Here is a 26,437-nt window from a genome sequence, read left to right as displayed (position 1 = left end):
CATCGCCTGCACCGAAGAAGAATGCACCCAAAACGACCCCAATGTGGTTGCGACACATCCCGGTGTCGTTGCCTTCCATGCAATTTGGAACAGCCGCGAACCGTCGCAGACGCATTTGAACGCGCTTCATCTCGCCAGTTGCATAAAAATGCTCGACGGGTTCGCAGCCGAAGCAAGCTGAACGAATTGACGCGGATCCGCTGATCCGGTCCCCGGCAAAACCGAAGCAGCAGGCGAACTCCGGTCTTGAGCAGCTTTTTCCGCGCCGTTTGATAAGGCGGGCGCAGTTGGCGTCTACTCAGCCTGGGCTTTCTCTTCCAGTGTCAGCCATTCCTCTTCGGCCGCCGACAACTTGTCTTGCCGTTCGACAAGCGCCTCGGTCGCTTTCTGGAACTTGACCGGCTCGCGGGTAAACAGCTCGGGGTCGGACATCAATTCTTCGAGCTTTGCAATCTCGGCCTCCAGCCGTTCAATCTCGGCCGGCAGCTTTTCCAGCCGGTGCTTTTCGGAAAAGGACAATCCCGATCTGGCTTTTGCTTCCTGCTTCACCTTCGGCTTGGAAAGCTTTGTTTTTCCGTCTTTTTTTTCGGAAACTTCGCCCCGCTGCGCAATATAGTCGGACCAGCCGCCGGCATAGACGGTCGCCCGCCCGTTGCCTTCCATCGCGATGGTCGTCGTTGCAACGCGGTCCAGAAAATCCCGGTCGTGGCTGACCAGCAGAACCGTTCCATCGTAGTCGTCCAGCAGCTCCTGCAACAGATCCAGCGTTTCGACATCCAGATCGTTGGTCGGTTCGTCCAGCACCAGAAGGTTGGAAGATTTCGCCATCAACTTGGCCAGCAGCAACCGTGCCTTTTCCCCACCCGACAAGGATTTGACAGCCGCCCTTGCCTGCCGCTCGTCAAACAGGAATTCCTTGAGATAGCCCACGACATGTTTGGGCTGCCCGCCAACCATCACCTGATCGGCCTTGCCGGAAACCCGCATATCCGGGTCGCCGGTCAGGCTGTCCCACAAGCTCATCTCGGGGTCCAGTTGCGCGCGGGTCTGATCGAACACCGCGACCTCAAGATTGGTACCCAGCGACACCGAACCTTCGTCCGGCGCCACCTGCCCAAGAAGCATCTTCAGCAAGGTCGTCTTGCCAACCCCGTTCGGTCCGACAAAGGCCACACGATCACCGCGCTGCACTAGCAGATCAAAATTCCGAACGATCTGCTTGTCGCCGAACCCTTTGGCCAGCCCTTTGGCCTCGATCACCTTGCGGCCCGATTTTGGCCCGGCCTCCAGCGTCATCGCAGCGGAACCCTGACGCTTGATCTGTGCCGCCTTTTCGGCTCGCAGCGCCTGTAGGGCCCGCACCCGGCCCTGATTGCGTTTGCGCCGCGCGCTGATACCCTCAACCGCCCACTTGGCCTCGGACTTGATCAGGCGGTTCAGCTTGTGACGCTGCTGGTCTTCATCTTCCCAGATCTTGTCCCGCCAGGCTTCGAACGCGTCAAAACCTTGCTCCTGCCGTCGGACAGCGCCCCGATCAATCCACAGTGTCGCCCGCGTCAGTGCCCGCAAAAAGGCCCGGTCGTGCGAGATCAGCACAAACGCCGCTCGTGTCGACCCAAGCTCGCGCTCCAGCCACGCGATGGCTTCGATATCCAGATGGTTGGTCGGTTCGTCCAACAGCATCAGGTCCGGTGCCTCGGCCATCAGTTTGGCCAATGCCGCCCGCCGCCGCTCACCACCCGAAGCAGTCTCAACTGGGCGCGCAGGATCGAATTTCAGCCCCGCACCAGCCCGTTCAACTTTGTAGAGCTCACCCGGCTCCAACCCGCTCGACGCATAGTCGCCCAGGGTGGCAAAGCCCTCCATCGTCGGGTCCTGCTCCATATAGCCCACGGATTTTCCGGGCGGCACGACAATTTCACCGCGGTCAGCCTCGACCAGGCCGGCCATCACTTTCATCAGCGTGGATTTGCCCGACCCGTTGCGCCCAACCAGCGCCACGCGGTCACCGGGCTGTACCACCAGATCCAGTTCGGAAAACACCGGTTCGCCCCCGAAAGTCAGGGATATGCCGGACATCTGCAACAAAGGAATTCTCGCCATGCCCGCCAGCTAAACCGGCGGCCACACTGCGTCAACGCCCTGTCCTCACCTTTTCGGAAATACTCATCTTAACCGGCCAATGCCCGCAACAGGCGTTTTCGGGCCGGAGGGATCGCCCCGATTTCAAGCCCGGTAAACACATGCAACGTGTTCATGTGGCGATCCACAACCGCGTGATCACTCACCCACCCTCCCATCATCAGATAGGTTCGCAACAGGGGCGGCATGCGCGACATTGCCTTTTTCGCGTCCGGCCGGCGCCGCAGACGTGCGGCAAAACGGAACACGTCCGGAGCCTTGACCCGCGGCAACCACCGTTTCGGGGCCAGGTGGCGATGTTTGAGCATTGCAAAGGCATCAAGATATCGCCCGGTTTCGGTCCCGGCAAAGGACGAACATCCAAACAGCATCTGGACATTGTATTGATCGACATGGGACGTCATTGCACCCCAGGCGGCACGCAGAATGTCGGGATCGTTCAGACCCGGGTGAACGCAAAACCTGCCCATCTCGACCATGCGGCCACTGAACCCTTCCAACGAACTCAGGTCGTAGAACTGTGCTGAATAGCTGCGTCCGATTTCACCGCCATGCTCCATTGTCAGCATCCGAAAGCAGCAGACCAACTGCCCGGCGGATCGCATATCTTCAATCAGGACATGGCTGCATTGCGCGTCAAAAGCGTCAACGTCCGATTGCCGGGTCCCGAACGCCAATGTCCGCAGGCTTTGTGCGGCCCTGATATCCTCGGCCGATTCCGCCATTCGGGCGCGATAGCGCCCCTTGCTCAACATAACTGCCGCCGCCACGGTCGCGTCCTCCATGGGTGCCGACCCACGAGTGTCGGCACGACACCGTTAACACAAGACATGTGACTGCCTTGTGACCAACGCAAGGTTCCGGCGCGATCAGTTGGCGCCAGGAATATTGGCCGGGTTGAAGTTGCCGATATTGCCCAACAGCTGACGCAGGAAGCCTTTGTCCTGAACGTTGGAATCGGTCACACGGCGTTCCAGCGGAATCACGATGCCGTCTTCCAGGCCAAAACGCTCGATGTTTCTGACGACTCCACGCTGATCAAAGCTGATGGCGACCAGTTCGCGCGCCACCACTTCGGGCCGTTTCGGGCCGTAATGGCGCACCCGCGAGCGGACATAGTAATAGCCCGAATCCCGCACGACCCCGGACGCACCCGGTGCGCCAATGGCTTCTTCCACGCTGTCACGCGTATCGACGCCCACTTTGATTTCGGCCAGTTCCTCGGCCGGAGGCACATAGCCGTGATTCTTGTAGATCGGCGTACAGGCCCCGGCCGCAGCCAGACAGGCAACAAACACAAGCGATTTCGTCGCTGGTTTCAACCGGTTCACTACCTTCAACATGCACACCCTCTTGCCTTGGCCTCTTGCGGCTTCTATCCGATTACAGAAACCGCTGCCACGGTTCAACACATAGAAAGGCTCACGAATGGGCAACGTTACATCATTTCGGGTGGCTGACCTGCCCCAGAACGCCCCGACACCCTTTGAACTGCGCCCCGCAAGCGCCGCATTGGATGAGATCAGGCAGGGTCTGGGGCTGCTGGGGCTGCGCAAACTCAGCTTTTCCGGCGAGCTTCGCGCACAAGGCAAGCGCGACTGGGTTCTCAACGGCAAACTCGGTGCAACCGTGATCCAACCCTGTGTCGTGACGCTCGAGCCGGTCACGACCCGGATCGACATTCCCGTGCACCGCACCTTTCTGGCCGATTGGACCGACCCGGATGAACCCGAGTTCGAAATTCCCCAGGATGACGAATCCGAGCCCTTGGGCCCGGAAATCGACCCCGCATTGGTGATGATCGAGGCGCTGTCGCTGGCCCTGCCGCAATATCCGCGCAAGGAGGGTGCGGAACTGGGTCAGGCAGACTATACAAAACCCGGAAAACAGGCGATGACCGACGAAGACGCCAAACCTTTCGCCGGATTGGCGGGATTGCGCGATACGCTCAAAAAAGACGAGTGACAGAGCGCAGATTTCCTGTCATAGCAGGCGGTCAGAAAAATCGCTTGAACATACCGAGAATCGCAGTATTTTCGCGCGCTCATCGGATTTTGGGTTGGACATTGCGGGGCCCGTCGCCTAAACGCGCGTCAAACCACGATAAACGAACTACGAAACCCGGGTCGGCAGCGATTCTGCGACCCCTAGTCAGACAAAGGTTGAGACCATGGCCGTCCAACAGAACAAAGTTTCCAAGTCGCGTCGCAACAACCGCCGCGCACACGACGCTCTGGTTGCTGCAAACCCGAACGAATGCCCGAACTGCGGCGAGCTGAAGCGCCCGCACCACGTTTGCGCATCCTGCGGCCACTATGATGATCGCGAAGTCGTCGCTCAGGCCGATGAAATCGATCTGGACGAAGACGCAGCCTAAGCCTGATCGAGCGCAGACCAAGGCATGACTGAACAGCCCACGCACGCCGGACGGATAACCATCTCGGTCGACGCTATGGGTGGGGACGCAGGTCCCTCGGTCGTTGTTGCCGGTCTTGCGAAATCGGCCGACAAGAACCCGGATATCAGGTTCTTGCTGCACGGGCCCGAACAGGTATTGCGCAAGCTTGTCGCCAAACGGCGCGTCCTAGAGGGGCGCGTCGTTTTTCGTGATTGCTCGGGCGTGGTCACGATGGAGGACAAGCCCAGTCAGGTCGTGCGCAACGGCAAAGAGACCTCGATGTGGTCCACGCTGGAAGCGGTACGCCAGGGCGAAGCCCATGGCGCGGTGTCCTGCGGCAATACCGGTGCGCTGATGGCCCTGTCGATGATGCGCCTGCGCAAACTGCCGGGCGTGAACCGGCCTGCCATCGCGATACTGTGGCCCTCGCGCAACCCTCAGGGGTTCAACGTGATGCTGGATGTCGGCGCAGATGTGCGCGCCGACGCCAAGGATTTGCTGCAATACGCCCTGATGGGCGCCTCTTATGCGCGCAACGGTTTGGCCCTGAGCCGCCCTCGGATCGGACTTCTGAATGTCGGCACCGAAGAACACAAGGGACGCGCCGAACTGAAAGAGGCGCACTCGATGATCGCGGGCTTCGCGGAACAGGCGAATTTCGATTTCGTGGGTTTCGTCGAAGGCAGCGACATCCCCGGTGACAAGGCGGATGTCATTGTAACCGATGGCTTTACCGGCAACGTCGCGATCAAGACCGGCGAAGGCACGGCAAGCCTGATCGGTGACCTGCTGCGGCAGGCGTTCAAATACTCCCCGCTATCCCGATTGGCCTCGATTCTGGCTATCACGTCGCTGAACCGTTTGAAGAAACGGATCGACCCGCGACGCGTGAATGGTGGCGTGTTTCTGGGGTTGAACGGCACCGTGGTGAAATCCCACGGCGGCGCTGACGCAACAGGCGTGTCAGCTGCGATCAAACTGGCCTTCACCCTGGCGCAGTCCGGCTTTTCCGAAAAATTGGCTGCGCGGGTTGCATCCACTGCCCAGCTTGCACAAGATGCCGCGCAATCAGCGCCGCAAACAGATAAATAACAAAAAAGGCAGTACCGGAAAATGGCAGGCCGTTCAGTTGTAGTAGGTGTCGGGCATTATTTGCCTGAACGCGTTGTTCCCAATTCCGAGTTTGAAAAAACCCTGGACACGACCGACGAATGGATAAAGACCCGCTCGGGGATCGAACGCCGCCATTTTGCAGCCGAGGACGAGACGACATCCGATCTGGCCACCAACGCCGCCCAGGCCGCGCTGGCCGACGCGGGCCTGACGGCGGATGATATTGACGCAATCGTATTGGCGACATCAACGGCGGATCTGACCTTTCCTTCGGCCGCCACCATGGTTCAGGCACGGCTGGGCATGACCAAGGGTTTTGCCTTTGACGTGCAGGCTGTTTGCGCCGGATTCGTTTTTGCACTGTCCAACGCAAATGCGCTGATTGTTTCCGGTCAGGCCAAACGCGTGCTGGTGATCGGGGCCGAGACTTTCTCACGGATCATGGATTGGACCGATCGGTCCACCTGCGTTCTTTTCGGCGATGGCGCCGGTGCAGTGGTACTGGAGGCCCAAAAGGGCACAGGCACCGCCGAGGACCGCGGAATTCTGGCAACCGACCTGAATTCGGACGGGCGCTACAAGGATCTTCTCTATGTCGATGGCGGTGTTTCGACCCAATCCACCGGGCATCTGCGTATGCAGGGCAATCAGGTTTTCCGCCATGCCGTTGAAAAGCTTACAAAAACAGCGGAAACAGCGTTGGAACGAGCGGGGCTGAGCAGTTCGGACGTTGATTGGATCGTGCCGCATCAGGCCAACATCCGCATCATTCAGGGCACCGCCAAGAAAATGAACCTGCCGATGGAAAACGTGGTTGTGACCGTTCAGGATCACGGAAACACGTCGGCCGCATCCATCCCATTGGCCCTGTCCGTGGGCAAGCAGCGCGGACAGATCAAGCCGGGTGATCTGATCGTGACCGAAGCCATTGGCGGCGGTCTGGCCTGGGGCGCGGTGGTTCTGCGCTGGTAACCGGCGCAAACCGGCTTACACAGCCGCCCGCAATTCATTGATATTGACAGCGAATTTGCCATACCCATATGCTTCAATAGCAACAGGGGAATTAGCATGGGCGACAAAACACTGACTAGAATGGACCTGAGCGAAGCCGTCTTTCGTGAGGTAGGTCTGTCACGAAACGAAAGTGCGCAACTGGTTGAAAGCGTTCTGAACCACATGTCCGACGCCTTGGTGCGTGGTGAACAGGTGAAGATCTCGTCTTTCGGTACATTCAGTGTTCGCGACAAGACCGCCCGTGTCGGTCGCAACCCCAAAACCGGCGAAGAAGTCCCGATTCAGCCGCGCCGTGTGCTGACTTTCCGCCCGTCGCATCTGATGAAAGATCGCGTCGCAGCCGGGAACCGCAAGTAAGTTCAGGACGTCCAGGTTATGAGTAAGTCCCCCGATGCCTTTCGCACCATAAGCGAAGTTGCGGACTGGCTCGGTGTTCAGGCTCATGTTCTGCGATTCTGGGAAAGCCGGTTCACGCAGGTAAAGCCCGTCAAACGCGCAGGTGGACGCAGGTATTATCGCCCGAACGACATGCGTCTGTTGGGCGGGATCAAAAAACTGCTGCACGAAGACGGAATCACGATAAAAGGTGTCCAGCGTATCCTGCGCGAACAAGGCGTCGCACATGTCGCGGCGCTGTCCCCTTCCCTGGATGACCCTGGCCCCGCCCCGATTGAGGCCGTTCAGGCCACCGTGGTACCGTTTGAACCTAAGCCTGCAACCGCCACGGAACAGATTCGAATGGATCTGGGCGAACCGTCCGAGCAATCCGTCAAGGAAGGCGCGCAGGCCAACGCGCGTACATCTTCTGCGTCACAGCCGGAGCCAGAGCCCGAACTGGATGCCGCGCCCTTGATGGGGGGAATCGCGTCGCTTGCGTGGAATCAGACAGATTTTGATGACGACCTGTTGCGGCGCATCGCTCCGATTGCAAAAGATCTGCGGCGCTGGCTGGACCGTGTCGAAACACAGGCGACGGGTTAGGACAAAAGGCATTGATTTCCTCTTGCCCCTGCCGGGAAAATCTTTATGAACACCCCAACGTCGGGCTATGGCGCAGCCTGGTAGCGCGTCCGTCTGGGGGACGGAAGGTCGCAGGTTCGAGTCCTGCTAGCCCGACCAAATTACACCGACGTTTATGGCATACAGGCCAGATCCCGCTCTGGCACCAGGGGGGATCGAGATGACAGGTGTTTGCCCGAACCAACAGCTAGAGGCGATGATCGCGCGCGGTGAGATCACCGCCGAACCAGAGGTTCTGCCTGCCCAGATTCAACCTGCCAGCCTTGATTTGCGACTGGGAACAGTGGCTTACCGTGTCCGCGCCTCGTTTCTTGCGGGCGAAGGCCGGACTGTCACGGATCGCTTGACCGAGTTTGAGATGCACCGCATCGATATCTCGGATGGCGCGGTTCTGGAAAAGGGCTGCGTCTATCTGGTGCCCCTGATGGAATCGCTTGCGCTGCCCGACAGCATGAGCGCCGTGGCCAACGCCAAAAGCTCGACCGGGCGGCTGGACCTTCTGACGCGGACGATCACCGATGGCGGCACCGAGTTCGACCGCGTGCCCGCAGGTTACACAGGCCCGCTTTATGCCGAAATCTGCCCGCGCTCGTTCTCGGTTCTGGTTCGTCCCGGGATGCGTCTGAACCAGATTCGTTTCCGCCAGGGTCAGGCCGTGTTGTCCGATGCGGAACTGAGGACCTTGCATGCCGAATCTCCGCTTGTGGACGGACCTGCCGTCATTCAGGACGGTCTGGGCTTTTCGGTCGACCTGCAACTGCCCTATACCGATCTTGTGGGCTATCGCGCCAAACCTCATACCGGGGTGATCGATCTGGATCGAATCGGTGAATACGACCCGCAGGACTATTGGGAAGAAGTGCGCACCAAGGATGGTTGCATCATCCTGGACCCCGGCGCGTTCTATATCCTTGTCAGCCGCGAGGCGGTGCATATTCCACCGATGTACGCGGCTGAAATGGCGCCCTATCTGGCGATGGTTGGTGAGTTCAGAGTGCACTATGCAGGCTTCTTCGATCCCGGTTTTGGCCATGCCGCTGCCGGGGGGGCCGGTTCCCGTGGCGTGCTTGAGGTGCGCTGCCACGAAGCGCCATTCGTGCTGGAACACGGACAGGTCGTCGGACGTCTGGTCTATGAGAAAATGGCTGAAATGCCGACGCAACTATATGGTGCAGGCATTGCCTCGAACTATCAGGGTCAGGGCCTGAAACTGTCAAAGCACTTCAAAGCCGCAAGCTGACCCCTAGAACTTCATGAACCGGCGCATTTGACGGGTCACGCGCTGTGCCTGCCTGAGGTTCTGCGCATGTCGCGGTGCGCTGGTTTTTTTGGGCCCATTCGATATGCCGGGTCCGCCCTCCTTTCGGCTGGCCAGATCGATACCCTTGTTCACACCTTTGTTGACCAGACGGCGCATGACCTGACGCACAATCATGTCGATGATCCGGTTTGCATTCATCTCTCAACTCCGTGTCCTCACGCACGAAGATAGACGCTTTGTGCGGCAACAAAAGGGCTGTTCGATCACTCTTCTTCGAACAACTCGCTCTGGTCTTCGTCAACTTCGTCCTCGCGCCCTTCCCCCAAAGGGATCGCACCCGGAGGAGGCCGATTTTCCAACAATCCCGCGGCGCGCAGCTCTTTCAGGCCCGGCAGGTCGCGCGCGTTTTCCAGACCAAAATGATCCAGAAACTCAGGCGTCACCACAAACGTCACCGGACGACCCGGCGTCATGCGGCGGCGGCCCAGCTTGATCCACTCCATCTCAAGCAACTGATCGATGGTCCCGCGCGAAACCGACACACCCCGGATTTCCTCGATCTCGGCCCGCGTGCAGGGCTGATGATAAGCCACGATGGCCAGAGTTTCGATCGCGGCGCGGCTGAGCTTGCGGGTCTCGACCGTTTCCTTCTGCATCAGAAAACCCAGATCAGGGGCCGTGCGGATGGCCCAGGCATCCCCCACGCGCACCACGCGCACGCCACGCCCCTCGTAACGTTTCTGAAGCAATTCAACCGCTTGCGCCGCGTCGCTGCCATGGGGCATCCGCGCCTCAAGATCCGCAATCGTCACCGGCTCGGCGCTGGCGAAAAGAACGGCTTCGACCATACGCTCCTGCTCTGCCAGTGGAGGCGCCTCGAACAGCGTACCGGTCTCTTCTGGGGCATCAGTCACGTGTTTCGGTCCTCTTGCGCAATTGGATCGAAGCGAATGTCTCGCTCTGCTTGATTTCCATATGTCCTTCTTTCACCAGTTCCAGCGAGGCCGCAAAGGTCGCCGCCGTTGCCGACCTGCGCCGTACCGGGTCGGAATCCCAGCCATCGGGCAGGTAAGTTTCCATGTCGGTCCATGTCCCGGCAAACCCGATCAGCGGTCGCATCCGTTCCAGTGCCTGTTCCATGGTGAATACCGAATCGCGGTCCATCACAAACGGGCGGAATTCATCACGGGTGCGGATGCGGGCATAGCCCTGCATCAGATCCAGTAGCGTGGCGGAATAGGTGACGGTGCGGATCCGGGTGATATCTTCGCTCTGCCCGCGTTTGAAGAAATCTCGCCCCAGCTGATCGCGCGCCATCAATCGTGCCGCAGCGTCGCGCATCGCCTGCAAGCGTTCCAATTGAAACGCCAGATGTGCGGCCAGTTCCTCACCCGAAGGTCCCTCGTCTTCGGGGTCTGGCGGCAACAGCAGGCGGGACTTGAGAAACGCCAGCCAGGCCGCCATCACAAGATAGTCGGCGGCCAGTTCGATCCGCAGCGCCCGCGCCTTTTCGACAAAGGCCAGGTATTGCTGCGCCAGCGCGAGTACGGAAATTTTCCTCAGATCAACCTTCTGCGTGCGCGACAGGGTCAGAAGAACGTCCAGCGGGCCTTCGAACCCATCGACATCAACAATCAGCGCTTCGGCCGCAAGACGATCCGCGACCGAGACAGGATCTTCGCTGAAAAGATTATCGTTCATATACCTGCCCGCCCATTAGGGCAGATAGTTCCGCCTCGGCGGCAGGGATGTCAAGTTCCTGCGGAGCTTTGCGCATCGCCAGCGCCCGTTCTGCGCGGGCCTGTGCCACATCGGACATCTCCCCGGCAGCTTCCAGCACCTCGGCGCGCTCGGCAAAGCTTCCGTTGCAGTGCAGAACGACGTCACAGCCCGCGCTTATGGCTTGCCGCGACACCTCAGCAGGCGTTCCGCTGAGCGCCTTCATCCCGATGTCATCGGTCATGATCAGCCCGCCGAAGCCAATCCTGTCGCGGATCACATCCATCATGGTTGCCGAGATGGTGGCAGGCTGCGGGTCAATCCGGTCATAGACCAAATGCGCAGTCATCCCCATCGGCAGGTCGTTCAAGGCCCGGAACGGCACGAAATCGCTGCGCTCAAGCTCATCCAGGGGGAGATCCACATGCGGCAAGTCATGGTGGCTGTCCAGCGTGGCACGTCCATGGCCCGGAATATGCTTGAGCACCGGCAGCACTCCGCCATCCAAATGCCCCAGCGCCACAGCTTTGCCAATTCTGGAAACGCGTTCAGGATCAGCGTCATAACAGCGGTTCTTTAGGAACTTGTGCGTCTCGGAACGCGCGACATCCACCATGGGCGCGCAGTTGCTGTCGATGCCCAGGCCAAACAATTCATCGGCAATCAGGCGGTACCTCAGATACATGGCGCGCTCGGCCTGCTCGGCGGCATTGGCCACGTGATCCAACGGAGGCAGCCATTCGCGGGCCAGCGGCGCCCGCAGGCGCTGCACGCGGCCACCTTCCTGATCGATGGTGATCGGGCAATTGCGCCCGACTGCCTCGCGGAAATCATCACACAAGGCGCGCACCTGATCCGCGTGTTCGATGTTGCGGGCAAAAAGAATGAACCCGAACGGGTTCATTTGCCGAAACAAGTCTTTTTCTTGCTGCGTCAGGCGCAGGCCCTCTGCATCTGTGATCGTGGCACCGTACTTCACCTGACGGCCACCGGGATACAATCAGCCCCTTGCGCAACAAGCGCGGCACAAAACTGGCGCGAGTCGCTCAGGTCTTCAAAGCCCAGCACGCGCAGGCGGTAAAAGGTGCGCCCACCGCTTGAGGTCTTCTGGATAACGCGCTGTTTTCCCGCCATATATTCGCCGAACCTTCCGTTCAGGCGATCCCATTCCGTTTGCGCCACCTGAACGCTGTCATAGGCCCCAAGCTGCGCCAGACGCGTGCCTTTTGCCAGCGTATCAGGATCAACATCCAACCCAACCGCAGCCTTCACCGCGGCATTGATGGCGTCTTCGGAATTCTCGCTTGGCGACACCCGGCTGCGTGAGGCGCGTGCCGGGCGGGTCAACGGGCGCAAGGACCGGCGCACGCCCGGCAGCGCGGCAATGGCCGGGTCCGGCAAGGCGGCTGCGAAATCAGCCGGGTCAATTGCGGGTTCTTCCTTGGGGGTGGTCAGCGATGCCACCTTCACGCCATCCTCGGCGTTTTGCTGCGTTTTGGCTGCTTCACCAGCAAGTTCCGCAACCAGCGCATCCACTGCGGTCTGGCGCAATCGGGCGGCTTCCTGGGTTGAAATCGGCTTTTCCACCACATGCAGCGCCGGTGTCGGCTTCAGATCAGCGGCAGGTACGTCTTCATCCGTCAACGAGACCGGCCGCGGCGCAAGGATCAGACGATCCGCCGGGGCGGCAGCACTGCCCTTGGCTGCCACGGCGTTGACGGCCAAGCCCTGATGATCGGCCGGTGTTCCGCCCGGGTTTTCGGGTTGCACCCGCATCGGCCCTTCGGCTGCACGCACAACCGGCACGCCGCTGACATCCCGCATGACAAGCTTGTATCCCCAGATACCGACGCCGGCGACCAGTGCCAACGATGCGACAGCCCCCAGGAAATTGACCACCCGCCCCAGTCCGAACGCGCCGCGCGGCGCGTCGTAATCCTGCATCTCGTCGGGATAGTCATACGCATCCTCGAAATGCGCTTGATTCGGGTAATCATTCTGCCCAGGGCTTTGATGCCCCGAGTAATCGTAACTCGCCATGTCCGCCTCACTGCCCGCTTCGCGCCCGAAAATAAGGCGCGCGGGTCATTTCTTGCCTACCTCGTACCGGCGGTTCGGGCGATATTTGTTACCGCATCTCCTGCGCCGGGGTGACGCCAAGAATACCCAAGCCCGCTGAAATCACAACAGAAACGGCCCGGGCCAGCGCAATTTTCGACTGGCTTGTGGCAACATCGCCATCCTGAATGAAACGCAACTGGGTTTCTTCATTGCCCTTGTTCCACAGAGCGTGAAAATCCCCTGCAAGTTCATACAGATAGAAGGCGACACGGTGCGGTTCGTTGGTCCGCGCAGCGATCTCGACCAGGCGTGGCCATTCCGCCAGCTTCTTGGCAACCGTCAGTTCGGCGGGGTGGTCCAGCGACGCCAGATCGGCCCCGCGCAGGGTGGCGTCGGTGGCGTCGATCCCCGCCTCGGCGGCACGGCGCAGCACGCTCATCACCCGGGCATGGGCGTATTGCACGTAGAACACGGGGTTCTCGCGGCTCTGTTCCAGCACTTTGTCGAAATCGAAATCCAGCGGCGCGTCGTTCTTGCGGGTCAGCATCACGAAACGGGTCACGTCGGGACCAACCTGATCGACCACATCGCGCAGGGTGACAAAGTTCCCGGCCCGTTTCGACATCTTGAACGGCTCGCCATTTTTCCAAAGCTTCACCAGCTGCGTCAGCTTGATATCCAGCGGCACCTTGCCGTCGGACAGGGCCGACACTGCGGCCTTCATCCGCTTGACATAGCCGCCATGATCGGCACCAAACACGTCGATCAACGCGTCAAAGCCACGGCTCACCTTGTCATAGTGATAGGCGATATCGGGGGCAAAATAGGTCCAGCTGCCGTCCGACTTCTTGACCGGGCGGTCGACGTCATCACCATGTTCGGTGGATTTGAACAAGGTCTGTTCGCGCGGCTCCCAATCTTCTGGCTTTTTGCCCTTGGGCGGTTCCAGCACGCCTTCATAGATCAGGCCCTTTTCGGTCAGCGATTGCAGCGCGGCCTCGATCCGGCCCGTGCCATAGAGCGATTTCTCCGAGAAGAACACATCCATCTCTACGCCCAGCGCCTTCAGGTCGGCGCGGATCAGGTCCATCATCGCATCGGTCGAAAACTCGCGCAGCTCTTCCAGCCATTCGCTTTCCGGTTTGTCGATGAGGCTGTCGCCATACTTCTCTTTCAGCGCCTCGCCAATCGGGATCAGATAGTCACCGGGATACAGCCCCTCGGCAATCTCGGGGCTGAGGCCGTTGGCCTCGCGATAGCGCTCATAGGCCGAACGCGCCAGCACATCCACCTGCGCGCCACCGTCGTTGATATAATACTCGCGGGTCACATCATGGCCGGAATAGGCCAGCAGGCTTGCCAATGCGTCCCCGAACACCGCACCCCGCGTATGGCCCACATGCAGCGGACCGGTCGGGTTGGCCGAGACATACTCGACATTGACCTTCTGCCCCTGCCCCATGGTCGAGCGCCCGAAATCGGTGCCTTTTTCCAGCACCGCCGCCAACACGCCTTGCCAGACGGACGGCGCAAGACGCAGGTTCAGGAAACCGGGCCCCGCCACTTCGGCGCTTGTGATCCGGTCATCCGCCGCCAGTTTCCCGGCCAGCACATCCGCAATGTCGCGCGGCTTCATCCCGGCCGGTTTCGCAAGCACCATCGCGGCGTTGGTCGCCATGTCCCCATGGGCCGCATCACGCGGAGGTTCGACCGCCACGTTGTCAAAGCTCAGCCCCTCGGGCAGTGCGCCTTCGGACTGCATCTGCGCCAGCGCGTCCAGTACAAGGCCGCGGATCTCGGAAAACAGGTTCATTTCGGATGTCCTTTTGCTTGTCGCGGGGTTTACCACGCAATGCGGCAAGGTCAATGGACGCCTAATGTTTAAGCTTGGTTTGGCGAAACATCTCGCTAATCTCGGGCCTGTACACAGCTACCGGAGACCGTTGATGCACCGCACCTTGTCTTTTGCCTTGCTTTTGTCCGCCGCCCTGCCTGCGCTGGCCGACCTGCCACAGCCGCAAGGCCACGTGCTACTGACGCTGGGCGGCGCGGTCAGCGAAACAAACCTGCCCGCGCGCGGGGAGAATGACGGCGGTCTGCTGGGCTATCTGGAGGTCACGCATGGCGGCGCGGCTGGGTTTGATGCTGCTATGCTGGACGGGCTGGAGCAGTTCGAGATCACTATCCCCTATGGTCCTTCGGGCAATGAGCGGGATTACAGGTTTTCAGGCCCGCTTTTGGCAGAGGTCATGACATTGGCAGGGGCCGAGGGGAAAACCGCTCTTCCCATGGCGCTGGATGGGTATCAGGCCGAAATCGAGTGGGACAGCATCGCCACGCACAAACCGATCGTTGCAACGCATGCTGATGGCGCACCGATGGGGATCGGAGGTTACGGCCCGACGATGATCGTGTTCCCACCAACGAAGAACGCCGAACAGTCCGCTAAACAAGCCGCTCAGCAAGTCTGGGCCATCGCTTACATAGCCGTGGAGTGATCAGCCCGTCAGCCGCGCATGGTCCTGCAAGGCAAATCGGTCGGTCATGCCCGCAATGTAGTCGGAAACGATGCGGGCCAAGGCTGCGTCGTCCCTGGCAGCTTCAATGTCATCGTGCCAGCGCACAGGCATTTGCCTGGGATCGTTCATGTAAATCGGAAACAGATCTTCCACGATCTTTGCCACCTCTGCCCGCACTGACATCACCCTGGGCGCGCGATACATCCGTGTGAACAGAAACGACCTGATTTCGCGCAGTTGCGCCCAAACCTCATCCGAGAACTGGATGACAGGATACCCAAGATGTCGGATTTCTTCGACGGACCGCGCGCCAGACACGGCAATGAGATCGTTCGAAGTGTTGATGACATCCGCCACCATGACCCCAAAAACCCGCCTGAGCGCTTCGTGACGCCGGCGATAGGAATCCAGCCCTGGGTATCTGGCATCCACCTCGGCGTAACAGACCCCGACAATCGGCAGGTCCTGCAAATCGTCATCCGTGAACAACCCTGCGCGCAACCCGTCCAGAAGATCGTGATTGTTGTAAGCTATGTCATCAGAAAGGGCGGCAACTTGCGCTTCCGCGCTGGCATGGGTGTGCAGTTCAAGATCAAATTGCTGATCGCACTCGGCCAATGCCCAGGGCAGATCGCCCTCAACCGGCCCATTGTGCTTGGCTATCCCTTCCAGACATTCCCAGGTCAGGTTGCACCCATCGAATTCTGCATAGTGGCGCTCCAGCTTTGTGACGATCCGAATGGCCTGCGCGTTGTGATCAAAGCCACCATAGGGCTTCATCAACGCGTGCAGCGCGTCTTCGCCGGTATGTCCAAAGGGCGTGTGCCCCAAATCATGCGCCAGGGCCACGGCTTCGGTCAGCTCTGGGTTCAGGCCCAGGGCACCGGCAATGGTCCGGGCCACCTGCGCCACCTCGATGGAATGGGTCAGGCGGGTGCGGTAGCTATCGCCCTCATGCTCAACGAAAACTTGCGTCTTGTGTTTGAGGCGCCGAAAGGCACTAGCGTGAATGATCCTGTCCCGGTCGCGCTGAAAGCATGATCGGAAACTGCTTTCCTCCTCGGCTACGAGCCGTCCCCTGGTGCGGTCCGGATCCGAGGCAAAACTAGCTCTGTCCAAATGGCCCGTCCTTGTCGCCTGTCCTTGCACTTTCTATATTGTATGGCGTAACGGAAGGAAACCTTTGGAGACCGGCATGAATCTGCCCCCAACAGTCACGGATCGCGCCTTTGAACGCCTCGCAGAAATCGGCGCGGCGGATCAGGGTCAGGCACTGCGCGTCGCAGTGGAAGGCGGCGGTTGCTCGGGGTTTCAATACGAAATCGCTTTGGATACGCCAAAAGAAGATGATCTGGTCCTTGAAGGCAAAGGGCAAAAAGTCATTGTTGACGCCATTTCGCTGCCCTTTCTGGAAAACGCGGTTATCGACTTCACCCAGGAACTGATTGGCGCGCGATTTGTGATCGACAACCCCAACGCCACCTCTTCCTGCGGTTGTGGCACATCTTTTTCGATGTAACCGTGGGGGCTTTGCCCCCACACCCCCAGGATATTTTCAGCCAGATGAAGCAGGAGTCCGCCCTCTGACCGAAAGACCAGAGGGCGGACTCCTGGCGCGGTCATCGGCGTCCCCGCCTGTACCGCCACTTCAGCTTGAAGAAATTCGGTTAATAATCCGTTTCTTCATCTGGCCAATAATATACCGGAGCGCGAGGCAGAGCCTCGCAAATACGATCTCCGCCTTGCCGTTGGGCCCGTTCTGCGCGATAGGTTGCACCAAGTCTTCGGAGGATCGCGCATGAAAATCGCCACGTTCAACATCAACGGCATCAAAGCGCGGGCCGAAGCCCTGCCCCGTTGGCTGGACGAAGCGCAGCCGGACGTTGTGCTGTTGCAAGAGATCAAGTCGGTCGATGAAAACTTCCCGCGCGAGATATTCGAAGAGCGTGGGTTCAACGTGGAAACCCATGGACAAAAAAGCTTCAACGGCGTTGCAATCTTGTCGAAGCTTCCCCTCGAGGATGTATCCCGCGGCCTTCCCGGCGATGACGCGGATGAACAGGCCCGCTGGATAGAAGCCACCGTCGTTGGCAAAAAGGCTGTTCGGATCTGTGGATTGTACCTGCCCAATGGCAATCCCGCACCCGGCCCGAAATACGATTACAAACTGGCATGGATGGAACGGCTGTATGACCGTGCCCGTGATTTGCTGGCAACCGAAGAACCCGCGTTGGTGGCAGGGGATTACAACATCATCCCGCAGGCGGAGGACGCCAAACGCCCCGAAGCATGGCGCGACGATGCATTGTTCCGCCCCGAAAGCCGCGCCGCATTCCGCAAGATCCTGAATCTGGGCTTCACCGAAGCGTTCCGGGCCACCACCCAAAGCGCGGGGCACTATTCATTCTGGGACTACCAGGCCGGGGCCTGGAACCGGAACGACGGAATTCGCATCGATCACTTTCTGCTGACCCCGCAAGCGGCAGATCTAATGCGGGATTGCCAGATTGATGCCGCCGTGCGCGGGCATGAAAAACCCTCGGATCACGTGCCTGTCTGGGTCGATCTGGATATTTAGCGGTTCAGGCCGTTACGTCGTAGCTGTATATCCATTCGTAGCGGCGTGACAATTTCCCTCCGATGGCCATAAGCGCACATTGGGCCGCCAAACGGGCGGGGCCTGACAGGTGGAAATTGCGTGCGTTCGACCCGGCCGCGGCAACCACGCTTTCTGCCCTTGGCCTGCGCGTTTGCTCGTAGGCGGCAAGCGCGCTGGTGACGCCCGAGTGTTCGTCGAATGATCGTGCAAGCGTCCAGGCATCTTCCAGCGCCAGGCAGGCGCCTTGTGCCATGAATGGCAAGGTCGGATGCGCCGCGTCCCCCAGCAATGCCAGACAACCGTTCTGCCATTTTTCTGCGACCGGGCGCAGGAACAGGGCCCACAGATTCACATCCGAGACCTTTGACAGAATCTCACCGACCGGACCGCCGAACCCTGAAAAGCGTGCGCGCAGCTCGTCCGGATCGCCCTTCAGCTTCCATCCCTCTTCCCGCCAGTCCGAGCGTTCCTCGACCGCAACGATGTTCATCATGCTTTGATCGCGCAAAGGATAGGTTACGACATGCCGACCCGGCCCCATGGTCAGGGATGCCGTAACCACGCCTGAATCCGGTCGCCAGGGAATGGTGGCGCGCCAGGCGACTTGGTGCGTGAACTCGGGTGTCTCGGGCCCGTTCAGAGCCGGGCGAATCGTGCTTCGGCCGCCGTCGGAGGCGATGACGCATTCGGCGCGCAGCCGCTCGCCGCTCGCTAACAGGATTTCGGCTTCGTTGGGGTGTTTGTGCACGTTGGACACCTTGGCCCCCAGTCGGACATCCACACGTGCCTGGCGGGCCGCAGAATGCAGAAGATTCAACAGATCGGCACGGTGAAAATAATAGGTCGGGCCAGCCGAAGGCCCGGGCAGCCGGCTGACAACGCGGCCTTTGCGGTAATCGCGCAAGATCGTACCATGCGACTTTTGGCCCGTAGACAGATCCGCCACCCCAAGCGCGCGCAGCACGCACATCCCGTTTTCACTGATCTGCAGACCCGCGCCAACCTCGGTCAATGCCGGGGCTTGCTCCAGCAGGGTGACCTGCGCCCCGTGTTGCCGCAGCGCCAACGCAGCCGCCAGACCGCCGATGCCGCCGCCAATTACACAAAAATTCAACCGATTGATCTTCATGCCCCCCGCATAACGCAAAAACGCCAGAGCCACAGGCCCCGGCGTTCGAAACTTTCCAGCTGCACCCGGCGATCAATCGTCGCGGTGGACCTTTTCGCGGCGCTCGTGGCGCTCTTGCGCCTCCAGCGTCATGGTTGCAATCGGACGTGCATCCAGGCGTTTCAGCGAAATCGGATCGCCGGTCTTTTCGCAGTAACCGTATTCACCTTCTTCGATCCGGCGCAGGGCTGCGTCGATCTTGGCAACCAGCTTGCGCTGGCGGTCGCGTGTCCGCAGCTCCAGAGCGCGATCGGTCTCCTCGCTCGCGCGGTCTGCGACATCCGGGATGTTTCGGGTGTTGTCTTGCAGCCCTTCGATCGTATCGCGGCTGCCCGCCAAAAGCTCATTCTTCCAGTCCAACAGCTTGCGGCGGAAATATTCAAGCTGACGTTCATTCATGAAAGGTTCATCTTCGGCCGGGCGGTAATCCTCCGGCAGAAAAACTTCCTGTTTCATATTTGCTCCCTCGGTATGGCCAGAAACGTCGGTCGCGGATGTTTCACCTGACATTTGGCACCCCCTTCTGCGCAGCGTTTAGCCGACGGGCGTGGGATTGTCACTACACAAACGTTGCTTCAGCACGCCCTCGTGCTGTTTTGTCTAAATATGAGACAAACAACAACAAAACCCTGTTTTTCTATGAAATTTAGCAGGCCTTTTTGAGGCAGGTGTCAATTGGCAGGGTACATTCGCGCGCACGAATCAACCAAAAGGGCTTGGAGTTCCTGCAAAAATCGCCTCAACCGACGCAGGGACGCGGGTTGTCAAAATCATTGACCGTCTGTAACCCGGACAACACAACCTGCCCACGGATCACGAAAAACCACGCGAGAGGCCCATGACCGCACGCTTTCAAGGTACAGCCGAATATGTCGCCACTGACGATCTGACGATTGCCGTGAACGCCGCCGTCACACTTGAACGCCCATTGCTGGTCAAGGGCGAGCCCGGCACCGGCAAAACAGAGCTGGCCAAACAGGTGGCCGGCGCACTGGGGCTGAGGATGATTGAGTGGAATGTGAAATCCACCACCCGCGCGCAGCAAGGCCTGTATGAATATGACGCGGTCAGCCGCCTGCGGGACAGCCAGTTGGGTGAGGAACGCGTGCATGACGTGTCGAACTATATACGCAAGGGCAAGCTGTGGCAGGCCTTCGAGGCCGACGAAAAGGTCGTTCTGCTGATCGACGAGATCGACAAGGCGGATATCGAGTTTCCAAACGACCTTTTGCAGGAACTCGACAAGATGGAGTTCCATGTCTACGAGACAGGGGAAACGATCCGGGCCAAAAACCGCCCTATCGTCATCATCACCTCGAACAATGAAAAGGAACTGCCGGACGCGTTTCTGCGCCGCTGTTTCTTTCACTACATCCGCTTCCCGGACGAGGCCACGATGCGCCGCATCGTCGAGGTTCATCACCCCGGCATCAAGGATGCGCTGCTGACCACCGCCCTGACCCAGTTCTATGAAATCCGCGAGACGCAGGGGCTCAAGAAAAAGCCGTCAACATCGGAAGTGCTGGATTGGCTGAAGCTGCTGCTGGCCGAGGACCTGAGCGCCGAAGACCTCAAGCGCGGCGGCGCAGATGCGCTTCCGAAGCTGCATGGCGCGTTGCTTAAGAATGAACAGGACGTGCATCTGTTCGAACGTCTGGCCTTTATGGCACGCGGCAAACGATAGCCGGACGGTGACCAGACGGTGATCATGGCTTGCCTTGGGACGGCCCGGATGCCAGCATCGGTCCATCTGGCGAAACAGAGCTTCGCCGCCCACAGAATTGGATGAAACGCGTGGCGAACGCACTGACAATCCGCACCCTGCGTGCCGAGGACAAAAGCCAATGGGCCGACATGTGGCGGGACTATCTGGCATTTTATGAAACCGCCCTGCCCGATGATGTATACGAAACAACCTTTTCCAGACTGCTGGGCGACGACCCGCAGGATTTTTCCTGTTTCGTTGCCGAGCAGAATGGCGCCTTGGTCGGACTGACACATTATCTGTTTCATCGCCACGCTTGGAAGGTGGAAAAGGTCTGTTACCTGCAAGACCTGTTCGCGCGCCCCGAGGCGCGGGGGGCAGGCGTTGGCCGGGCCTTGATCCAGGCGGTCTATGATGAGGCAGATCGTCAGGGCGCGCCGTCGGTCTATTGGCTGACCCAGGAATTCAACCACACTGCGCGGAAACTGTATGATCGCATCGGCACACTGACACCGTTCATCAAGTACGCCCGCTCATGAAGCGATTGAGTGCCCTTTTTCTGGCACTGGTTGTTGCCGGCTGCGCGACGGTTGAAACGATCGAACTGCCCGATCAGGTCGCGCCCATCGAAGCAAGCCTGCCGCCTGCAAAGTCTTTTTCAACGGCGCGCCCTTCGCCGCCTGCTCGGTCCAACAAGAACATCGCCTCTGACTTCCTGTCCCTGCATTTCGAACTGGAAAGCGGCGCCGCCCTGCCCGTTTTCACGCGTTTTGAGACCCCGGTCACTGTCCGTCTGACCGGATCACCGACCGCAAGCATGCAGCAGGACCTGACCCGGTTGCTCAATCGTCTACGGCGCGAGGCCGGGGTCAACATCCGGCAGATCGACGAGGGTCAGGCCAATATCACCATCGAAGCCGTAAGCCAGAAAGACATTCTGCGCATCCTGCCCAATGCGGCCTGTTTCGTCGTCCCCAACTCGTCCAGCCTTGAAGAATATCGCCGTGACCGCCGAAAGATCAAAAGCAGCTGGACTGAACTGCGCAAACGCGAACGGCTTGGGATTTTCATCCCATACGACGTCAGTCCGCAGGAAATACGCGATTGCCTGCATGAAGAACTGGCACAAGCGCTTGGTCCGCTGAACGACCTCTACCATCTGCCGGATTCGGTGTTCAACGACGACAATATCCATACTGTTCTGACCGGGTTCGACATGCTGATCCTGCGGGCTGCTTATGCGCCGGAACTGCGCACCGGCATGACCCGCGATCAGGTCGCCGCGGTCATCCCGGGGGTTCTCAGCCGGATGAACCCGCGCGGGGACAGGGTGCCCGTTCAACCCTTCACGGATACGCCGCGCGAGTGGATTGACGCGATTCAGAAATCACTGGGGCCGGGGTCGGGTTCGCCCAGACAGATGCGCGCGGCGCAAAAGGCGGCACGGATCGGGCAGCAACAGGGATGGACAGATCACCGCCGCGCCTATCCCCATTATCTGATGGGCCGGATGGAACAATTCCGGGACCCCAACGAAGCTCAGCGCCAGTTTCAGATTGCGCAGCAATTTCTGAAGGCCACGCCCGGCACAGAGGTGCATCAGGCCTATGTCACCACGCAAACCGCGGCATTTGCGCTGGCACAGGACAAGGGACCCAGTGTTCTGCCTGAACTGGACAGGGCCATCGATGTCATGACACGGGCTGAAAATGCGTCTCTGCTGGCCACGTTGTTGTTGCTGAAATCAGAAGCGCTGAAGCAGGCGGGGCAGATACAGCAGGCACGTGCCGTCAGGCTGGACAGCCTGGGATGGGCGCGGTACGGGTTTGGCTCGGATCTGGTGGCCCAGTCGTTGTCGCGGGGCAATGGCCGAAGAAACACGGATGGCACGAAAGACGGATGACGCACATATGTTGGTAGTTCTGGGAATGGCGGCACTGGGTGCGACCTTGGGCGCACTGGCCGCGAAAAAGCGCAGCGGCAATCGGGCCGACATGGCGCAATATGCCGCCGGATACGGCATTGCCTTTGCGCTGGTGGGTCTGGTGATCTCGTTGGTTCTGGTGCGTTTGGTGGGCTGACACGATGTTCCTGCCCTTTTTCGAAAACCTTCGCAAAGCTGGCATCCCGGTATCGCTGCGGGAGTATCTGACTTTTCTGGAAGGCATGAAAAAGGGTCTGGCCACCTATGATGTCGAGGCGTTCTACTATCTCGCCCGCGTGTCGATGGTGAAGGACGAACGCAACATCGACAAGTTCGACCGCGCCTTTGCCGCCAGTTTCGAAGGACTGAACGAGATCAGCTTCGATCAGGTTCTGGAAGCCGTTGACATTCCCGGCGACTGGCTGGCCAAAATGGCCGAAAAACACTTGTCAGACGAGGAAAAAGCCGAGATCGAGGCGCTTGGCGGTTTCGACAAGCTGATGGACACGCTGCGCGAGCGTCTCAAGGAACAACAAGGCCGCCATCAGGGCGGCAACAAGTGGATCGGCACGGCCGGGACCTCTCCTTTCGGGGCCTATGGCTACAATCCCGAAGGCGTGCGCATCGGCCAAAAGGAAAGCCGCCACCAGCGCGCGGTCAAGGTTTGGGACAAGCGCGAATTCAGGAACCTGGACGACACGGTTGAACTGGGCACGCGCAACATCAAGGTTGCCCTGAAACGCCTGCGCCGCTGGGCGCGCGAAGGTGCTGCGGAAGAACTGGATCTGGACGGCACCATTCGCGCTACGGCCGAACACGGCTATCTGGACGTCAAGACCCGCCCCGAACGTCACAACGCGGTCAAGGTCCTGCTGTTCCTGGATGTTGGCGGTTCAATGGACCCGCATATCAAAGTGGTGGAAGAGCTGTTTTCAGCCGCACGGTCCGAGTTCAAGCATCTGGAATATTATTATTTCCACAATTGCCTTTACGAAGGCGTCTGGCGTGACAATCGCCGCCGCTGGGACCAGCAGACGCCCACGCATGAAGTGTTGCGCACCTATGGGCCCGACTACAAATGCATCTTCGTCGGCGACGCCTCGATGAGCCCATATGAGATCGCCTATCCCGGCGGCGCCAACGAGCATTGGAACGCCGAGGCCGGGCAAGTCTGGCTGCATCGGGCGCGGGATCAATGGGCGTCGAACCTGTGGATCAATCCCGTGCCCGAGAAATATTGGGAATACACCCATTCCATCGGCATGATTCAGGAAATCTTCGAAGGCCACATGGTGCCGATGACCCTGGCAGGGCTGGAACAGGGAATGAAAGCGCTGACCCGTTGAGGTCAGCGCCAGAGTTTACCCGGCAATCACCTGAATCCCAAGAAACAGGATCGCTGCCAGCATTGCTGCTGCGGGAACAGTGATAACCCACGCGGCAACGATGGTCAGGAAATGCGACCGGCGAACCAGTTTGCGGCGGCGGCGTTCTTCCGGCGCGACGCGGGGGCGTTCGGGAAAGGCCAGCCTTGCGCGTTTCAGCCTCCGCTCGGCATCCCATTCCCGGAAGAACCCGACCCCGAAGACAGCGCCAACCGCGATATGGGTGGAACTGACAGGCAGGCCCAGCCAGCTTGCAACGATCACCGTGATCGCGGCCGACAGGGCGACGCAATAGGCCCGCATCGGGTTGAGCTTGGTGATCTGGCTGCCGACCATGCGGATCAGTTTCGGACCAAACAGGAACAGGCCGAACGATATCCCGAACGCACCGATGACCATGACCCAATGGGGAATGCTGACGGCATGAGTGAAATCGCCCGAGGCAGAAGCCTGCATAATCGCGGCCAACGGCCCCACCGCGTTGGCAACGTCATTTGCGCCATGCGCAAAGCTCAGCAGCGCTGCAGAGACGATCAGTGGAATTCCAAACAGAATCTTCAGCGATTTGTTGCGGTTCTCAAGCCCTTCGGACTGGCGGCGGATCACCGGGATCATCACTGCCCAGATCAGCCCTCCACACGCCGCACCGATCAGCAACGCCGTCCCGAGATCGATCTTGATGATTTTCTTGAGGCCCTTGAGCGCCAGATAAGATGCAAAGGCGCCCGCCATGATCCCGACCAGCATCGGCACCCATTTGCGGGCCGCGGCGATCTTGTCTTCCTGATAGATGATCCTGGCCTTGATGAACCACAGGAAACCGGCTGCGACCAAGCCTCCCAGAAGTGGCGAGATCACCCAACTGGCGGCGATTTTGCTCATGGTACCCCAGCTTACGGCGCCGAACCCAGCCGCGGCGATCCCTGCCCCCATGACGCCGCCCACAACCGAATGCGTGGTGGAAACCGGCGCGCCGACCCATGTGGCCAGATTGACCCAAAGCGCCGAGGACAGCAGCGCCGCCATCATCGCCCATATGAAGACATTGGCCGTTCCCATGCTTTCCGGCGCAATAATTCCCTTGGCGATGGTCGACACGACATCGCCCCCGGCAATGAGCGCCCCGGCGCTTTCAAAAATGGCGGCAATCGCGATGGCACCGCCCATGGTCAGCGCATTCGCCCCCACCGCAGGGGCCATGTTGTTGGCGACGTCATTGGCCCCGATATTCAGCGCCATATAGGCCCCGAACATCGCCGCGATCACGACGACAAGCGTGTTGTTGCCCTGCCCGAACAGAAAAGCGGCCACAAGGCCTGCGGCAGCAATGAATGCCAGGGCAATCCCTGAGCCCACAAAGGGCCGTCCAGCCTGTGCGGTCGCCATTTCTAGGCGTGAAAAGCGCCGCAAATCCCGGTCGAGTGTTTCCAGGTGACGCGCTTCATAGTTCTTGTCGGTCATGGGTCCCCCATCGATAGCGCCCCGTCGGTTAAGTGGGATCGTTGAAATAATCAACAGCTCATATCGCAAGATCACAACTTATCGAAGGTTGTGCCTGTTTCGGCGCACGAGGAGGGTTTTGCCGATTTCGGCGCACGAACATGCGGGTCCCGACGAACATCCCGCAGGTGTGACTTGCGCAATGCCCATGTTCGGACCATATCTTTGACATGCTTCGATTGACCCCGATCCTGCTGGCAATTGGCTACGCCATCGTGATGTACCGTATTTCGGTCTGGCGCACCCATCGTGAGCTGGACGCAAAATCGACCGAATTGGCCGACCCGGTGCTGAAACGGATGACGGATCGGCTGGCCGCAGCTTTGGAAATCGATCGGGTCCCCGTCTATATCTACGAGATCGACCCGGTGAACGGGCTGGCTGCTCCGGACGGTCGGATTTTCATCACGCGCGGGTTTTACCGAAAATTCCGCAACGGAGAGGTTTCGGCCGAAGAAATGGCCAGCGTGATCGCCCATGAATTGGGGCATGTTGCCTTGGGTCATGCAAAGCGACGGATGATTGATTTTTCAGGTCAAAACGCAATGCGGACGGCGCTGATCATGGTGCTAAACCGGTTTATTCCGTTCATCGGAGCGATGATTGCGAATGCCTTGACGTCATTGCTGGCCTCGCGCCTGTCACGACAGGATGAGTATGAGGCGGACGAATATGCCGCCGCCTTGCTGACCAAGGCCGGAATCGGGATCGGGCCGCAGAAATCCTTGTTTCACAAGCTGGAAGACCTGACGCAGCAACGGGCGGGCGTTGCCCCGGCATGGTTGATGAGCCACCCGAAAACGGGTGAGCGCATTGCGGCACTGGAGGCCCTTGAGCAGCGTTGGGCGCGTGGCTGAGGGTGCGCAGCGAGAGGCCAGCCTCTCGCGCTCTCCGGGATATTTTTAGCCA

The 26,437-nt window shown here is 59.7% G+C and carries 29 protein-coding genes and 1 tRNA gene; 17 read left to right on the top strand and 13 right to left on the bottom strand.

Annotation, left to right across the window (positions count from 1 at the left end; genetic code table 11):
• Positions 1-294: 294 nt before the first annotated feature.
• The 3 genes from GOW31_RS02930 to GOW31_RS02920 form a co-directional block, all read right to left on the bottom strand.
• The gene (locus GOW31_RS02930; RefSeq protein WP_254441627.1) at positions 295-2,103 is read right to left on the bottom strand and encodes an ABC-F family ATP-binding cassette domain-containing protein; all 1,809 of its coding nucleotides are present in this window, start codon (positions 2,101-2,103) and stop codon (positions 295-297) included.
• Between the two features lie 68 nt (positions 2,104-2,171).
• The gene (locus GOW31_RS02925; protein WP_171167761.1) at positions 2,172-2,927 is read right to left on the bottom strand and encodes a GNAT family N-acetyltransferase; all 756 of its coding nucleotides are present in this window, start codon (positions 2,925-2,927) and stop codon (positions 2,172-2,174) included.
• Positions 2,928-3,011: 84 nt separating this feature from the next.
• Complete coding sequence (locus tag GOW31_RS02920) at positions 3,012-3,485, bottom strand: outer membrane protein assembly factor BamE (protein ID WP_171167760.1); 474 nt, start codon at positions 3,483-3,485, stop codon at positions 3,012-3,014.
• 85 nt (positions 3,486-3,570) lie between these two features.
• Between GOW31_RS02920 and GOW31_RS02915 the strand changes: the two genes are divergently transcribed.
• From GOW31_RS02915 to GOW31_RS02880, 8 genes are all read left to right on the top strand, one after another.
• Positions 3,571-4,107, top strand: coding sequence for a DUF177 domain-containing protein (locus GOW31_RS02915; RefSeq protein WP_171167759.1), 537 nt, complete (start codon positions 3,571-3,573; stop codon positions 4,105-4,107).
• 205 nt (positions 4,108-4,312) lie between these two features.
• A complete protein-coding gene (gene rpmF / locus GOW31_RS02910; protein WP_008756996.1) occupies positions 4,313-4,519 on the top strand; it encodes a 50S ribosomal protein L32 in 207 nt (68 codons plus the stop codon).
• Between the two features lie 24 nt (positions 4,520-4,543).
• A complete protein-coding gene (gene plsX, locus GOW31_RS02905; RefSeq protein WP_152458232.1) occupies positions 4,544-5,632 on the top strand; it encodes a phosphate acyltransferase PlsX in 1,089 nt (362 codons plus the stop codon).
• A 21-nt stretch (positions 5,633-5,653) separates the two neighbouring features.
• Entirely contained in the window at positions 5,654-6,625 is a 972-nt protein-coding gene (locus GOW31_RS02900; protein WP_171167758.1) for a beta-ketoacyl-ACP synthase III, read from the top strand.
• A gap of 96 nt (positions 6,626-6,721) precedes the next feature.
• The gene (ihfA, locus tag GOW31_RS02895; protein WP_152458234.1) at positions 6,722-7,024 is read left to right on the top strand and encodes an integration host factor subunit alpha; all 303 of its coding nucleotides are present in this window, start codon (positions 6,722-6,724) and stop codon (positions 7,022-7,024) included.
• Positions 7,025-7,042: 18 nt separating this feature from the next.
• Positions 7,043-7,648: a MerR family transcriptional regulator gene (locus GOW31_RS02890; protein WP_171167757.1), complete on the top strand. Its 606-nt coding sequence runs from the start codon at positions 7,043-7,045 to the stop codon at positions 7,646-7,648.
• Positions 7,649-7,709: 61 nt separating this feature from the next.
• Positions 7,710-7,786: transfer RNA gene (locus tag GOW31_RS02885), tRNA-Pro, on the top strand.
• Between the two features lie 61 nt (positions 7,787-7,847).
• Positions 7,848-8,927: a 2'-deoxycytidine 5'-triphosphate deaminase gene (locus tag GOW31_RS02880; RefSeq protein ID WP_171167756.1), complete on the top strand. Its 1,080-nt coding sequence runs from the start codon at positions 7,848-7,850 to the stop codon at positions 8,925-8,927.
• A gap of 3 nt (positions 8,928-8,930) precedes the next feature.
• On the opposite strand, the gene GOW31_RS02875 is transcribed toward GOW31_RS02880, so the two are convergent.
• The 6 genes from GOW31_RS02875 to argS all read right to left on the bottom strand — a co-directional run bounded on the left by GOW31_RS02875 (position 8,931) and on the right by argS (position 14,541).
• Positions 8,931-9,146, bottom strand: a complete 216-nt coding sequence (locus GOW31_RS02875; protein WP_171167755.1) for a hypothetical protein — start codon at positions 9,144-9,146, stop codon at positions 8,931-8,933.
• Positions 9,147-9,211: 65 nt separating this feature from the next.
• On the bottom strand, positions 9,212-9,862 hold the full coding sequence (gene scpB / locus GOW31_RS02870) for an SMC-Scp complex subunit ScpB (protein WP_152458238.1): 651 nt from the start codon (positions 9,860-9,862) through the stop codon (positions 9,212-9,214).
• Positions 9,855-10,649: a ScpA family protein gene (locus GOW31_RS02865; protein ID WP_171167753.1), complete on the bottom strand. Its 795-nt coding sequence runs from the start codon at positions 10,647-10,649 to the stop codon at positions 9,855-9,857. The genes scpB and GOW31_RS02865 overlap by 8 nt, the downstream gene beginning before the upstream one ends.
• Positions 10,639-11,646 carry a beta-N-acetylhexosaminidase gene (gene nagZ / locus GOW31_RS02860; RefSeq protein WP_171167751.1) on the bottom strand — a complete coding sequence of 336 codons (1,008 nt, stop codon included), beginning with the start codon at positions 11,644-11,646 and terminating at the stop codon, positions 10,639-10,641. The genes GOW31_RS02865 and nagZ overlap by 11 nt, the downstream gene beginning before the upstream one ends.
• Entirely contained in the window at positions 11,643-12,707 is a 1,065-nt protein-coding gene (locus tag GOW31_RS02855; RefSeq protein WP_171167749.1) for an SPOR domain-containing protein, read from the bottom strand. The genes nagZ and GOW31_RS02855 overlap by 4 nt, the downstream gene beginning before the upstream one ends.
• Positions 12,708-12,795: 88 nt before the next feature.
• A complete protein-coding gene (gene argS / locus GOW31_RS02850) occupies positions 12,796-14,541 on the bottom strand; it encodes an arginine--tRNA ligase (protein ID WP_171167747.1) in 1,746 nt (581 codons plus the stop codon).
• Positions 14,542-14,674: 133 nt separating this feature from the next.
• On the opposite strand from argS, the gene GOW31_RS02845 reads away from it, so the two are divergent.
• Positions 14,675-15,226, top strand: a complete 552-nt coding sequence (locus tag GOW31_RS02845; RefSeq protein WP_171167745.1) for a hypothetical protein — start codon at positions 14,675-14,677, stop codon at positions 15,224-15,226.
• On the opposite strand, the gene GOW31_RS02840 is transcribed toward GOW31_RS02845, so the two are convergent.
• On the bottom strand, positions 15,227-16,366 hold the full coding sequence (locus GOW31_RS02840; RefSeq protein ID WP_171167743.1) for a deoxyguanosinetriphosphate triphosphohydrolase: 1,140 nt from the start codon (positions 16,364-16,366) through the stop codon (positions 15,227-15,229).
• 76 nt (positions 16,367-16,442) lie between these two features.
• On the opposite strand from GOW31_RS02840, the gene GOW31_RS02835 reads away from it, so the two are divergent.
• Both GOW31_RS02835 and xth read left to right on the top strand, forming a co-directional pair.
• The gene (locus GOW31_RS02835) at positions 16,443-16,766 is read left to right on the top strand and encodes an iron-sulfur cluster assembly accessory protein (protein WP_152458245.1); all 324 of its coding nucleotides are present in this window, start codon (positions 16,443-16,445) and stop codon (positions 16,764-16,766) included.
• Positions 16,767-17,045: 279 nt separating this feature from the next.
• Complete coding sequence (gene xth / locus GOW31_RS02830; RefSeq protein WP_171167740.1) at positions 17,046-17,825, top strand: exodeoxyribonuclease III; 780 nt, start codon at positions 17,046-17,048, stop codon at positions 17,823-17,825.
• 4 nt (positions 17,826-17,829) lie between these two features.
• On the opposite strand, the gene GOW31_RS02825 is transcribed toward xth, so the two are convergent.
• Positions 17,830-18,975, bottom strand: coding sequence for an FAD-dependent monooxygenase (locus GOW31_RS02825; protein WP_171167738.1), 1,146 nt, complete (start codon positions 18,973-18,975; stop codon positions 17,830-17,832).
• Between the two features lie 72 nt (positions 18,976-19,047).
• Entirely contained in the window at positions 19,048-19,470 is a 423-nt protein-coding gene (gene dksA / locus GOW31_RS02820; protein WP_171167736.1) for an RNA polymerase-binding protein DksA, read from the bottom strand.
• Between the two features lie 382 nt (positions 19,471-19,852).
• Between dksA and GOW31_RS02815 the strand changes: the two genes are divergently transcribed.
• The 5 genes from GOW31_RS02815 to GOW31_RS02795 all read left to right on the top strand — a co-directional run bounded on the left by GOW31_RS02815 (position 19,853) and on the right by GOW31_RS02795 (position 23,989).
• The gene (locus GOW31_RS02815; protein WP_152458249.1) at positions 19,853-20,698 is read left to right on the top strand and encodes a MoxR family ATPase; all 846 of its coding nucleotides are present in this window, start codon (positions 19,853-19,855) and stop codon (positions 20,696-20,698) included.
• 101 nt (positions 20,699-20,799) lie between these two features.
• Positions 20,800-21,258 carry a GNAT family N-acetyltransferase gene (locus GOW31_RS02810; protein ID WP_171167728.1) on the top strand — a complete coding sequence of 153 codons (459 nt, stop codon included), beginning with the start codon at positions 20,800-20,802 and terminating at the stop codon, positions 21,256-21,258.
• Positions 21,255-22,622: a DUF2927 domain-containing protein gene (locus GOW31_RS02805; protein WP_171167725.1), complete on the top strand. Its 1,368-nt coding sequence runs from the start codon at positions 21,255-21,257 to the stop codon at positions 22,620-22,622. Before GOW31_RS02810 ends, GOW31_RS02805 begins: the two co-directional genes overlap by 4 nt.
• Positions 22,603-22,800 (top strand): hypothetical protein, encoded by a 198-nt coding sequence (locus GOW31_RS02800; RefSeq protein WP_152458252.1) that lies wholly within the window; start codon positions 22,603-22,605, stop codon positions 22,798-22,800. The genes GOW31_RS02805 and GOW31_RS02800 overlap by 20 nt, the downstream gene beginning before the upstream one ends.
• A 4-nt stretch (positions 22,801-22,804) precedes the next feature.
• A complete protein-coding gene (locus tag GOW31_RS02795) occupies positions 22,805-23,989 on the top strand; it encodes a VWA domain-containing protein (protein ID WP_171167723.1) in 1,185 nt (394 codons plus the stop codon).
• 15 nt (positions 23,990-24,004) lie between these two features.
• Here the strand turns inward: GOW31_RS02795 and GOW31_RS02790 are convergent, their stop codons facing one another.
• Positions 24,005-25,489 (bottom strand): inorganic phosphate transporter, encoded by a 1,485-nt coding sequence (locus tag GOW31_RS02790; protein WP_171167721.1) that lies wholly within the window; start codon positions 25,487-25,489, stop codon positions 24,005-24,007.
• A gap of 209 nt (positions 25,490-25,698) precedes the next feature.
• Between GOW31_RS02790 and GOW31_RS02785 the strand changes: the two genes are divergently transcribed.
• On the top strand, positions 25,699-26,385 hold the full coding sequence (locus GOW31_RS02785; protein ID WP_152458255.1) for a M48 family metallopeptidase: 687 nt from the start codon (positions 25,699-25,701) through the stop codon (positions 26,383-26,385).
• The last annotated feature ends 52 nt before the right edge of the window (positions 26,386-26,437 follow it).

This window comes from Ruegeria sp. HKCCA0370 (genome assembly GCF_013033705.1).
Classification (GTDB): domain Bacteria; phylum Pseudomonadota; class Alphaproteobacteria; order Rhodobacterales; family Rhodobacteraceae; genus Ruegeria.
This window is presented reverse-complemented; position numbering and strand designations above follow the sequence as displayed.